Origin of the sequence: Bacillus sp. B15-48 (genome assembly GCF_016879755.1) — a bacterium.
Taxonomy (GTDB): domain Bacteria; phylum Bacillota; class Bacilli; order Bacillales; family Cytobacillaceae; genus Mesobacillus_B.
This window is the reverse complement of the sequence record NZ_WOFU01000004.1, coordinates 146,056-158,733: the sequence shown is the minus strand read 5'-3', so window position 1 is coordinate 158,733 and position 12,678 is coordinate 146,056. Positions and strand designations below refer to the sequence as shown.

12 protein-coding genes are annotated in these 12,678 nt (G+C 37.7%); 3 read left to right on the top strand and 9 right to left on the bottom strand.

What is annotated here, in order from left to right; genetic code table 11:
• The first annotated feature begins 37 nt into the window (after positions 1-37).
• Both GNT69_RS14120 and GNT69_RS14115 read left to right on the top strand, forming a co-directional pair.
• Positions 38-466, top strand: coding sequence for a cell wall hydrolase (locus tag GNT69_RS14120; protein ID WP_203555627.1), 429 nt, complete (start codon positions 38-40; stop codon positions 464-466).
• A gap of 133 nt (positions 467-599) precedes the next feature.
• Entirely contained in the window at positions 600-1,505 is a 906-nt protein-coding gene (locus GNT69_RS14115) for an AEC family transporter (RefSeq protein ID WP_203555626.1), read from the top strand.
• Positions 1,506-1,640: 135 nt separating this feature from the next.
• On the opposite strand, the gene GNT69_RS14110 is transcribed toward GNT69_RS14115, so the two are convergent.
• The 3 genes from GNT69_RS14110 to GNT69_RS14100 all read right to left on the bottom strand — a co-directional run bounded on the left by GNT69_RS14110 (position 1,641) and on the right by GNT69_RS14100 (position 3,864).
• On the bottom strand, positions 1,641-2,408 hold the full coding sequence (locus tag GNT69_RS14110) for an alpha/beta hydrolase (RefSeq protein WP_203555625.1): 768 nt from the start codon (positions 2,406-2,408) through the stop codon (positions 1,641-1,643).
• A 517-nt stretch (positions 2,409-2,925) separates the two neighbouring features.
• Positions 2,926-3,069 carry a hypothetical protein gene (locus GNT69_RS14105; protein ID WP_203555624.1) on the bottom strand — a complete coding sequence of 48 codons (144 nt, stop codon included), beginning with the start codon at positions 3,067-3,069 and terminating at the stop codon, positions 2,926-2,928.
• Between the two features lie 111 nt (positions 3,070-3,180).
• The gene (locus tag GNT69_RS14100) at positions 3,181-3,864 is read right to left on the bottom strand and encodes a lysozyme family protein (protein ID WP_203555623.1); all 684 of its coding nucleotides are present in this window, start codon (positions 3,862-3,864) and stop codon (positions 3,181-3,183) included.
• A 570-nt stretch (positions 3,865-4,434) separates the two neighbouring features.
• Here GNT69_RS14100 and GNT69_RS14095 point away from each other — a divergent pair.
• Positions 4,435-4,719: a hypothetical protein gene (locus tag GNT69_RS14095; RefSeq protein ID WP_203555622.1), complete on the top strand. Its 285-nt coding sequence runs from the start codon at positions 4,435-4,437 to the stop codon at positions 4,717-4,719.
• A 58-nt stretch (positions 4,720-4,777) separates the two neighbouring features.
• Here GNT69_RS14095 and GNT69_RS25510 read toward each other — a convergent pair whose 3' ends face one another.
• The 6 genes from GNT69_RS25510 to GNT69_RS14060 all read right to left on the bottom strand — a co-directional run bounded on the left by GNT69_RS25510 (position 4,778) and on the right by GNT69_RS14060 (position 12,366).
• Positions 4,778-5,296, bottom strand: coding sequence for a redoxin domain-containing protein (locus GNT69_RS25510; RefSeq protein ID WP_239094230.1), 519 nt, complete (start codon positions 5,294-5,296; stop codon positions 4,778-4,780).
• Between the two features lie 107 nt (positions 5,297-5,403).
• A complete protein-coding gene (locus GNT69_RS14080; RefSeq protein WP_203555619.1) occupies positions 5,404-5,832 on the bottom strand; it encodes a hemerythrin domain-containing protein in 429 nt (142 codons plus the stop codon).
• A gap of 55 nt (positions 5,833-5,887) precedes the next feature.
• Complete coding sequence (narI, locus tag GNT69_RS14075) at positions 5,888-6,592, bottom strand: respiratory nitrate reductase subunit gamma (RefSeq protein WP_203555618.1); 705 nt, start codon at positions 6,590-6,592, stop codon at positions 5,888-5,890.
• 21 nt (positions 6,593-6,613) lie between these two features.
• The gene (gene narJ, locus GNT69_RS14070; RefSeq protein WP_203555617.1) at positions 6,614-7,153 is read right to left on the bottom strand and encodes a nitrate reductase molybdenum cofactor assembly chaperone; all 540 of its coding nucleotides are present in this window, start codon (positions 7,151-7,153) and stop codon (positions 6,614-6,616) included.
• Positions 7,128-8,693: a nitrate reductase subunit beta gene (gene narH / locus GNT69_RS14065; protein WP_203555616.1), complete on the bottom strand. Its 1,566-nt coding sequence runs from the start codon at positions 8,691-8,693 to the stop codon at positions 7,128-7,130. Before narH ends, narJ begins: the two co-directional genes overlap by 26 nt.
• Positions 8,683-12,366 (bottom strand): nitrate reductase subunit alpha, encoded by a 3,684-nt coding sequence (locus tag GNT69_RS14060; protein ID WP_203555615.1) that lies wholly within the window; start codon positions 12,364-12,366, stop codon positions 8,683-8,685. The genes narH and GNT69_RS14060 overlap by 11 nt, the downstream gene beginning before the upstream one ends.
• Between the last annotated feature and the right edge of the window lie 312 nt (positions 12,367-12,678).

The window sequence follows — 12,678 nt, the reverse complement described above, 5'->3', positions numbered from 1 at the left end:
ATCAAATCCATATGATATGTTAATTGGAGGTGGAGTGATGGCTGTTGTTAAACATACTGAGGCAGATATTAACCTTTTAGCAAGATTACTTCGAGCAGAAGCTGAAGGTGAAGGGGAATTAGGAATGATGCATGTAGGAGCCGTAGGAATCAATCGCATTAGAGGCGATTGTTCCGATTTTGTTGGATTAAAAACCATCCCACATATGATTTACCAGGAGCATGCATTTGAAGCCGTTCAGAAGGGTTACTTTTACCAAAGAGCCAGAGAGTCAGAAAAACGGTTAGCACGCAAATCAGTGAAGGGACATCGGCAATGGCCAGCAAAATACAGCTTATGGTATTTTAGACCCCCAGCAGATTGTCCACCAACATGGTATAACCAGCCCCATGTTGGGCGGTATAAACTTCATTGTTTCTACGAACCAAGAGCAGGAGAATGTGATAATATTTATAATACTTTTTAATTCATCAATCACGCCGGCCTAGATGGTCAGGCTTTTTTTATTTTTCAATTGCGTTATAATACAATAGTATCAATTATATAATGGCTTCAAAATGAATTGAACGAAGTTATTGACACAAAAGGAGCCTCTACATATGAATCAAACATTTTTATTTGTCATTCTTTTAATTGGAATCGGATATCTATTTAAGAAGTTTCATATTCTTAAGGAGCAGGACGGTGAAGTGATTTCAAGAATTGTTTTCAATATCACTCTTCCTGCATTAATTATCGTCTCACTCAGCTCTGTTGAAATCGAAGCAAAATTGATCATGATTCCTTTTATAGTTATATTCTTTGGATTAATCACTACCCTTGTTGCTTTTTTTCTTTTTAAAAATGAGAAGAAAGAATTAAAAGGCAGCATGATGATGCTTTCAACTGGTTATAATGTCGGTCTTTTCGCTTTTCCCCTTGTCGAGGCTATTTGGGGAGCCGAAGGTCTACTATATTTTGGTATGTTTGATGTTGGGAATTCTTTCCTCGTTTTTGGTCTCTCGTACATTTTAGGAAGTTATTATTCGAAAGAAGGGTTAAGTCTTAAACCACGCGAGATTTTAAGAAAGTTTAGTAAATCGATTCCATTGATGACCTATATCATCATGAGTATTCTTAATTTTAGCAACATCCATTTACCTAACTTTTTTATTGATGTTGCTTCTATACTTTCTCAGGCAAATATGCCATTATCGCTGATTCTTCTAGGAATTTACTTAAACTTCACCCTTGAAAAAGGTTCAGCTCGGCCGACAGTTAAATATTTACTTTATCGTTACGGTACAGGGTTGATTGGTGGCTTACTCTTCTTTTTGTTTGTCCCAGTCGACGATATGTTTAAATTCACCATCTTAATTGGCTTCCTCTTGCCGATTGGTCTTTCTGTTATTCCATATGCACATGAATTTAACTATTCGACGACACGCTTAATTGGAAATATATCTAATTTATGTATTGTCATAAGTATGATTATTCTATACATCCTAGCAAACTTCATCCTTTAAAGAAAAGCGCAAGCGCCTTGCTCAGGGGCTGGAGCTAGACAGTTCTAACTTGAAAATTCTACTTTCTTTTCTAGTAAAAAAGACCTGTGATCCTTTTAGCGATAAGGGCACAGGTCTCCTTTTTTAGAGATTATTTTAATAGGATGCTACTAGCTCATATATAAGCTGACTCTGCACAAAATCATGAAGCTGTTCTACAAGAAACTCTTTGTCATTGTCCATAGAAGCGACATGATATGAATTAGCCAAAGTAATTAGTCTTTTCTTCTTTGATCGAACGGACTTATAGATAAAGTCGGTATTTTCTGGTGGTACAACATGATCAACAGATGATTTTACACACAAAATCGGTGTTTGGATTTCTGAAAGTAATTTCGGTGTTGACGCCATCACTTCCTGTAATTGGTGAATCGCATGTAAAGGCGTTTGGGTATAAGCAATTTCGTACACTCCTCTATCCTTTATATCTGGCTCTCCTTCAGGAATAAAGCGAGGAGTTGATTGTTCTTTTAAATAATCAAATGCAGGGAGACTCAATGCTGCATTGATTGTGGCAATTCCTTTTATTTCTGGATATTTATGTGCTAAACGAAGGGTTAACGTCCCTCCCATCGATTGCCCAATTACAAATACAACTGAGCACTGTTGGGCCAAAAACTGATAACCTTTCTCTAATTCACGAAACCAATCCTCATATGTAGCTGATTCAAGGTCATGATGGTGAGTTCCATGTCCAGGCAGCCGCGGTGCCAAAACGGTATAGCCATATCCAGCTAATGTTTCACCAATAAATTGCACACTTTGTGGGGTTCCAACAAAACCGTGAGAAATCAAAATCCCGATTTTATTTCCCTTATAAAAAAATTCCTCCGCACCTGCGATCACTGGATATCTCTCCTCCATCATAACTCCTCCTCCGAATATTTCTGTTTCACAGAACCTCTTTATGTACCTTATTTTATTCCCATTAATCCTAGCTGTCAAGTAGGAATAACGATGATTTAGTTCCCTTTTTCATAAAATTCGATTTTGGACAACGAAAAAAGCCCTGAGATTCTCAGAGCTTTTTTCAATATCATTAAGTTAACATAATAAAATTACATTAAATTTAATCGATTATAATAGTTTGTTCCGCTTTCGTTAAATTTGACCGGTAAAAAGTAAATAAATAATAATAAAAGACACAACCCAAACCCACCATTTTTTAAACGGAGATTTCTTTTTCTTCTGTTCCTCCACCTTTATCTCACTCCTTCTCGTTGATTTGCAGAATAATACATCCTTCAATGTTTCATAAGCATAGTATTTTTAAAAGCGTTAATCAAGTATCCAGCAAAATCCCTCTTGTTGGCATTATATGAATATATCCTTTAACTAAAAAAGCTATGCGAGATTAATTTAAATCGCATAGCTTTAAATATTATTTTAGTTTGCCGATTCTCTTCTTTATCGGAATACTATAACAATCATCACATACTCCATCATTATCCTCAAATTCAATTACATCCGTAATTTCTTGCTTACATTTAGAGCAAATCAACCGTTTCTTTACAACCTGCTCCATCTGCTCATCTCCTTTTCTTAACCTAATTCGAGAAGATGTGCAAAAATCCTGCATAAAATTTTTGATGATCTGACAAAATATTTAAACTTTGAGGCAATACTATAAAGTCACTTATAACCCTAAAATAGCAGCTTCAGATAGAACAGATAATTCTGGGTTACTTGCAATCAAAGTTTCAATATTCTTTAATACTTTTCCGCTGTAACTAAAGTCACCATAACAATAAGGGTAACGAAAATTGTTCGTATCTCCTCCACAATTATAAAGTGATGGATTTTTCTGTACTTGTATATAAGAGAACTCCTTTGCTAACTCCTCACTATGTTTGTCGCCATTTTGAGCAACAAAATCAATATATCCCATTCCCATATTATAAGATTGAATAACAGTTGCAAAATCAACTTGCTTTTTTGTTCCGTAATCGAAAGTTTGTTTAAAATGTTTGACACCTTGTTTGATACTTTGTTCTGGATTATTAATACTATTTGGAGCGAGTCCAGCTGATTCGGAGGCCTGCATCGGGTCTCCGCCTCTTCCCCGACTCTCCTGCTGCATGATCGCTGCTAGTACAACTGTATATTGTTCAAGATTTACATTCTTCAATTCTTTCTCGAGAACTGGCGTATACTTATAGACTTCTTCTGCGATACTACCATTATAAAAAGGATTAGATTCATCTCGTTCCTGTAGCTGCATCAATTGGATAACAAGGTTAAATAAAAACAGAAAAGCAATAGATACTAGAACAAGGTTAAAATTTCGTTTTGCTTGTTTTGTGGTATGTTTACGCTTCATCCTTTTTCTCCCAGATAGTAAATTATTCAATAAAACTATTATATTATCGATATACAACTCTTCTCGTAGTATACACTCTTATTCTAGGTATTGCACATTCAATCAATCTTAGATGAGCAATATGTTTACACATACACAACTTCCTCTAGAGCTCTCAATATGATGAACAGCTCCCTATTTACATTCCCTTCATTTTTGTCACCTGTTTGTCATTCTTTTAAAGAATAAACCGTCAACTTATTTCTTTTTAACCTACCTAATCCCTAGATTCTCCTCGTCATTTCCGGGACTAAATATACCCAAATGATTTCTTACGAGCAATAACACCTTCAACTCAGCAATTTTAATATGCAAAAATATCTAATTCTTTCGTCTAACTAGGGAAAAAACGCTTTTTTAACTAAATTTAAAGGAAATTTACAACTTCGTTAAACTGTATGTAATGAAGAAGAATCGACACTTTTTTCGGAAAAGCTTGTTTATACTAACTGTAGTTTTGAAGAAAGGAGGCAAAAATTTTTACCACTCAATACACAAAATTTAACACAAACTTTCAGGAGGTATAAAACAATGAAAAAACATATTTGGAAACTGGCAGTTTTAATCTTTGCAGTTTTAGTCGCAACAGCTTGTGGAAATACGCAGGATATCGAAGGAGAAATAATACCTGAAGATGAACCAGTTAACCATGAAATAAATCCGGAAGAACCCCCTGTAAATGGAGAGATGGATTCAGATGAATTAATAAATGAAGAATACGAAGCAGAAGATGAAACAGAGGAATCGTTTGAAAATAACGAGTTGGATACAGAAGATTCGTTTGACAGTGATTTGGAGGAAGAAGAAACTAAATAAAGTTCTAAATATATAGAAGAAAAAGATTCCACATAATCGGGTGGAATCTTTTTCTTTATTATTGTTTTAGCTTTTCTAACTCTTGAAAAACTTTCTCATAATCTTCTTGCTTGTCCGCTTTAAAAGTGGTGTTTAAATACGTGATTGTTCCCTCTTTATTTATAACAAAAACGGAGCGAACCGCTGTTTCTCCTTTTTCGTTAAACACTTTATATTTTTTCACGGTTTGTTTATGCCAATCTGACAATAGTGGATAAGGTAATGTCCCCATGCTTGCTGCGAAGACACGGTGTGCATGAATATGATCGACACTAATTGCTAACACTTCTGCATCATTTTGTTCAAATCGTTTGTAATCCTCTTTCCAAGAGGCAATTTCTTTGATTCAACCTGGTGTAAAATCCATGCCATAAAAAGCAACGACTATATTCATTTTCCCACGATATTCTGATAGTGAAAGTTCATGTTTCGTAGTAGCTGGTAAAGTAAAGTCAGGTGCAAGCTCACCTATGTTCAATGACGAACTCAAAATGTCCCCTCCTCCAATAAGTATATTTATTGTTATTATTTTTGCCATCACTTTAAGGGATTAACCTGAAAGTGGCCATCGTATATAAGAATTAATATGGAATTGCCTCTCACCCTTATAGTTTACATAAAATTATTATATTGGATTAAATTGACTTAATGGGTATGTTCATGGCCTAATAAAAAATCCTCTTCATCCCTACTATGTATTTCATTCACTAAAAGAAGCGCTGAAAATCGGTCCAATACTTCTTTTGATGGTCCCGCTTTCGATAAACTTATTCGAATTTCATGCGCTAAAGTTCTTAATATATGATGATCTCTCGTCAGCATCGCAATCTTTTCGCTCAAATTTGGCTCTATATTCAATACCTCTGGATAAAACCCCTCCTCTTCTGAATCAGCATGACCAATAATCCGCATTTCCCAATGCTCAACCAAGGCATCGGCCACTTCAGCTGCTTCTTTCTCTTTTTTTTCCATAACCAATTGGTTTAAAATTTCCGTTAAGTTTTTCGCTTCTGTATATGCTCCTTCATGAATCGCATGGTGAGCATCAAGTTTACGTAAAGATGGTCCCGACAATTTCCCTTACCTCCTTGAAAGAGGTCTACTCCTACAGAGCAGACCTTAGTATCGATTAATTTTTCTTTTCTACTTGTACGGACCCCATTTTTCTAAAAATGATATATCTCCTTTTTAAATATTCTAATGGTAGGCTCCAAACATGAACTAACCGTGTAAACGGCCAAATCGCAAATAATGCAAACGCAGTTAACACATGAAGTTGAAAGCCAAGTGGAGCACCAGCCATCATCTCAGGTAAAGGTCTAAATGTTAATAAGCCTCGAAACCATGGACCAATCGTTGTTCGATAGTCAAAAGTTCCTCCAGAGGCAGTATATCCGACTGTATTGGTGAATCCCACCAAAACAACAATTCCTAGCACAATGAGTGAAAGATAATCAGTGAGTTTGCTATTCATATTGATCCGCTTTACTCTCGCTCTTCTCAAGAATAGCAATGCTCCACCGATCACTGTGGCAATTCCTGCTGCCCCCCCAAACCAAACCGCACCAAAATGATACATATGTTCATTTATTCCAATCGTATCATAAAAGAATTTAGGAATTAAAATCCCGGCAACATGTCCAAAAAACACGAAGATAATTCCCCAATGGAATAAAAGACTTCCCCATTTCAACATATTACTCTCTAAAAATTGACTTGATTTTGCCGACCAACCAAATTGATCATGATTATAGCGAAAGATATGTCCTACAACAAAAATGGTTAAGGTAATATATGGAAAGAATACCCATAGGAAATAATCAAAAAATGTCATATTTTCCTCCGTTCTGCTTCGTTAGGAAACCTTTTCATTTTTATTTTCATCCGACTGAACCATATTCTCCATGCATGCTGTCATTAAAAAACGGTATGGACTATCAATCCCCTGAAGTTCAAGCTGGAGATGATCAATCGCCCGTTTATGAAGGCGGAGAATTTTTTCCGCTTGACCTTCCGGTGCAATGGAGGCAAATTCAAGAATAAGCGGCAAATAATCGGGAAGTTCATCAGATACAATTTCAACCCCTGACTGATAAAATTCCTGTCGCAATTGAATAAGAATATTGCCACGTTCACGATTATCTTTAAATACCATATGGGTCAAATAAAGCGTTGTTTTTTCATAAAAATCAAATGTATTCACATAATTTTCACAAAGCTTGTCAAACGGAGTATCTTTTAAATACGATAAAAATCTTAGCAATGGAACTCGAACCGGTTCTGCTGATATGCGAGATACTTCATCAAAGAGCTCATTCTCCAGCTCCTGCCATTCCTGATTGGGATATTGTAGGAGACTGGATATAAGACTATAAACCATTCGCTTTCTGTTCATCTAGCTCCCTCCAATATTGGTCTTGATAATATTGTAGTGGGGATTCTGGTGGATGCCCTCCAACAGCGCAACTTTCACATCCACTTCCACTAGCCTCACTAAATTCTTCAAACCCTGCCATTCCCCTTTCATGGAACATGTCCCCGGACATTTCCTTATGAGACATAGGGATTACATAACGATCAGAGTACTTAGCAATTGCGGAAAGCTCATACATCTCACGTACAAGTTCCTCCGTTAGCCCTGCTGATTCAATCATATCTGTCTGTATCGGTTTATTAAGATTAACTTGGCGCATATAGCTCCTCATCGCAACAAGTTTACGTAAGACATTTTTAATAATCTGTGTATCTCCAGCAGTGAACAAGTTCGCTAAATATTCAATTGGGATCCTCATCTGTTCAATCATTGGAAATACGACACGCGGATCAATTGAATCAGCGGTTCCTCCAAATGCATTCATAAACGGACTAAGTGGCGGCACATACCACACCATTGGCAATGTTCGATACTCTGGATGCAGCGGCAATGCAATCTTTTGTTCAACAGCAAGTTTATAAACCGGGGATCGCTGGGCTGCTTCAATCCAATCATCCGCAATTCCTTGCTTTTTTGCTTCTCTAATAATCTCGGGATCATGTGGATCAAGAATCATATCAAGCTGTGATTGATAGACATCCTTATCGTCAGCTACAGAGGCTGCCTCTTGAATCTTATCCGCATCATAAAGAATAAGGCCAATATAGCGAAGACGACCAACACATGTTTCCGAACAAACTGTCGGCTGTCCATTTTCAATTCTCGGGAAACAAAACGTACATTTCTCAGCCTTATGTGTTTTCCAATTAAAATAAACCTTTTTATATGGGCAGCCGGTCATACAGAACCGCCAGCTGCGACAAGCATCCTGATCAACTAGAACGATGCCATCTTCATCTCGTTTATAAATCGCTCCTGATGGACAAGAGGCAAGACAGCTCGGGTTAATACAATGTTCACAAATACGTGGCAAATACATCATGAATGTTTGTTCAAACTCAAATTTAATTTGGTCTTCCAATCCATTCATATTTGGATCGTCTTTCCCCGTTTTATATACACCTGCGAGATCATCTTCCCAGTTCGGCCCCCATTGAATGTCCATATACTCTCCTGTTAGACGTGAAACTGGCCGTGCAACTGGCTGGTACTCTCCTTCAGGACTATTTATTAAGTTTTCATAATCATAATCCCAAGGTTCATAATATTCATCGATTGTCGTCATATCGGGATTATAAAAGATATTTAACAGCTTACTAGCTCGGCCGCCTGCTTTTAGTTCAAGCTTTCCGTTTCGTAGTTCCCAGCCGCCCTTTCTAATATCCTGGTTCTCCCATTGCTTCGGGTACCCGACACCTGGTTTTGTTTCAACATTATTCCAATACATATATTCCACACCTGGTCGATTTGTCCAGGTTGTTTTGCATGTTACACTGCATGTATGACAGCCGATACATTTATCGAGGTTCATAACCATGCCATATTGAGCTTTAATTCTCAAGCCAGTTCACCTCATCTCTATTGATCTTTCGGATGACTACTTCTTCATCTCTTTGGTTTCCTGTTGGTCCGTAATAATTAAACCCATAGCTTAATTGTGCATATCCGCCAATCATTTGCGTCGGTTTCATATGGATTCGCGTCGGACTATTAAAGGAACCCCCACGTTGTTTTGTAATGGGAGAGCCAGGAACATTAATATGCCTTTCTTGAACATGGTACATATAAACAATCCCTCGTGGAAGTCGATGACTTACAACAACTCTAGCAACTACAACCCCATTACGGTTATACATTTCAATCCAATCATTATCATCAATTCCCATTGATTCGGCGTCATCATTATTCATCCAAATATGCGGCCCGCCACGGAACAACGTTAACATCGGAACAGTATCTCCGTAGGTGCTATGGTATGACCATTTAAAGTGAGGCGTTAAATATTTTAAAGTAATTTCTTTGCCTTCCATAACAGGACGATTGTCATGATCATAAAAAGCTAATTTTTTCAAAGGGCTTTTAAAAGTTGGCATCTCTTCACCAAACTCTTGCATTAAATCATGATCTAAATAAAAGTGCTGTCGACCAGTGAGTGTTCTAAATGGAATGAATCTTTCAATATTCGTCGTAAATGGTGAATACCTGCGATTTCCAGTTTCTGTACCGCTAAACACTGGTGAAGATATTACTTTCCTTGGTTGTGCTGTTATTTCATCGAAGCTAACATGTTCTTCCGCACGTTCAATAGCTAAATCTTTTAATTTCTGCCCAGTTTTCTCTTCCAACTTGCCCCAGGCCTTCATTGCTAAATGCCCATTCGTTGTACTAGATAATGTTAAAATCGCTTCAGCAACATTTCGATCTGTATACAAACTTGGATGGTCTTTATATTCTTTAGACTGCTTCGATGTTCCTAGCATTCGAGCTAACATATCATACTCTTCTTTTGCGTCCCAACTTAGCCCTTTTGCACCTATCTGCTCTTTGATTGCTGGGCCAAGCGAAATAAACTTATCATATACCTTTGTAAAATCACGTTCAACGACATGAAGTCTTGGTAAGTTCACACCAGGAACTGGATCCAACTCTCCATTTTTCCAATCGGGAATTTTCCCGTATGCTTGGGAGATTTCATCACGTGAATCATGAAGGAGTGGACTAGAAACGATATCCTTCATTGGCTCACGCAAATAAACTTTTGCCATATCTGAAAATCTTTTTGCTAAATTTTTAAACGTATCCCAGTCAGATTTTGATTCCCAAGGTGGGGTAATCGCGGGATTAAACGGATGAATAAATGGGTGCATATCGGTGCTCGAAATATCATATTTCTCATACCATGTAGCTGCTGGCAATAAAATATCTGAATACAAAGTCGTCGAACACATTCTAAAATCAATACTAACCATTAAATCCAATTTACCCTCTGGTATGTTTTCAACCCAATTTATTTCTTCCGTAACATCTTCCTCATTCTGTTCACTTAGATTTCCATGATGGGTACCGAGTAAATGTTTAAGGAAATATTCATGCCCTTTTGCCGAGCTTCCAATTAAATTTCCGCGCCAAACAAATAAAACTTTCGGGAAATTCGCACGATCCTCAGGATTTTCAACAGCGAATTTTAATTTTCCGGCCTTTAACTGTTCAACAACCCTTTGCACTACTTCTTCATTTGAGACATTTCCCATTTCACTAACAAGTTGAATACTATTCTTATTAAACTGCGGATAACTTGGTAACCATCCTAGCCTTGCTGCTAATACATTATAGTCACCTGGGTGACTGTATCGACTTTGGTCAACGAGCGGAGACTTCAAGTTATCTACTCGTTGGTCTTCATAACGCCACTGCTCAGTCGCAAAATAAAAGAAACTTGTTCCATTTTGAAGCCGCGGCGGACCACCCCAGTCTCTTGCCATCGCAATCGTTTGCCAGCCTTCTAATGGACGAACTTTTTCCTGACCGACATAATGAGCCCAGCCACCCCCATTTCTTCCTTGCGAGCCAGTTAATAAAACTAAGTTTAAAATGGACCGATAAATCGTATCTGAATGGTACCAATGATTAATTCCTGAACCCATAATAATCATCGAACGTCCTTCTGAATCAATCGCGTTTTGGGCAAATTCACGAGCAATTTGCGCACATTGATAGCGGTCTACGCCTGTAAGCTTTTCTTGCCACCCCGGAGTATAAGGAATATCCTCATCATAATTATTAGGATAGTCCCCGGCTAAACCTCGTGGAACAGCAGATTGGGCCATCATTAAATCGAATACAGTCGTTACATAGGTTGCCTCCCCGTTAATAAAAACGGTTTTAACTGGAATCCCACGTTTTAAAATCGGTTGTTGGTCATCTCCAAAGTATGGAAAAGCCCCCATGACGACCTCATCTTCTTGACCTAAAAACGTAAGATACGGATCAATTTCATTCAAACCGTTATCCATATCTTCCAGTTTTAAATTCCAATTTTGCCCTTCTTCCCAACGATGACCAATCGTACCATTTGGTACAGAAAATAAACCTGATTTTTGATCTAGAAGGACAGGTTTCCATTCACCATTCTGAACATTCATCCCTAAATCGCTAGCGCGTAAAAATTTGTCACCAACATACTCATTTCCTTTCTTTTTTAACGTAATTAAAAATGGCATGTCTGTGTATTGTTTTATATAGTTATTAAAAAAATCGACTTGTTGGTCAACATAAAATTCTTTTAAAATAACATGCGTCATTGCCATTGCTAAGGCCCCATCCATCCCTACTTTAACTGGGAGCCAGTTATCAGCAAACTTGACATATTCCGCATAGTCAGGAGCAACAGCAACTACCTTCGTACCACGGTAACGAGCTTCTACATAAAAATGAGAATCTGGCGTTCTAGTTTGTGGAATATTTGACCCCCATACGAGCAAATAACTGGAATTAAACCAATCAGAGCTTTCTGGTACGTCGGTTTGTTCTCCCCATATTTGCGGGGACGCATTTGGCAAGTCAGCGTACCAATCGTAAAAACTTAATAGAGAACCTCCAAGCAAACTTAAAAAACGACCGCCGCCAGCATAACTAACCATCGACATTGCTGGGATTGGTGAGAATCCGAAAATCCTATCAGACCCATATTCTTGAATGGTGTGAATTAAAGAAGCAGAAATGAGCGTGTTTATTTCATCCCAAGTGGAACGAACAAATCCACCTTTTCCACGGGAAGCTTTAAAGCGCTTCGATTTTTCTTCATCTTCCGCAATACATTTCCACGCAGCTACTGGGTCCTTCGTTTCTTCCAAAGCCTCCCGCCACATTTGTAACAATGATCCACGTACATACGGATACCGAATACGAAGTGGACTGTATATATACCAAGAAAAGGATGCTCCTCTTTGGCAACCACGTGGCTCATATTCTGGCATATCACTTCCAGTAGTCGGATAATCTACCTGTTGTGTCTCCCAGGCAATGATTCCGTCTTTCACATGCACTTTCCAGCTACATGATCCTGTACAATTGACACCATGGGTCGTGCGTACCACCTTATCATGTTGCCAACGACGGCGATAAATCTGTTCCGAATTGCGGTCATGTGGCTGTAATTCCGTATGGTCTGATTCAGCAATTGTCTGGCCGAAAAACTTCAACTTTTTCCAAAACGGTTTTGATTGTTTTGCCATTTTATATTCCCTTTCTCCAATCGGTTTTTTATATATAAGATTGAGAGGTACTACAAGGTTTTAGCCAACGACTAACGGCTAGAACTATACCGATAAACAATTAGATGGAATAATCATTCAGTGCTTTTTAATTAAATGGGATTAATAGAGCAATTAACCATTATTGTAAAACTTCTCCTCTCATCAAATCTTTATATAACATGCCTAACTATAGGAAAATTATTCTTAAAAATTAATAAGGGATACAATTAAGGCAATCAGTCATTCCACAGTGTACACTCATAAAGTTTCATAACTGTAAAAAAACGTACA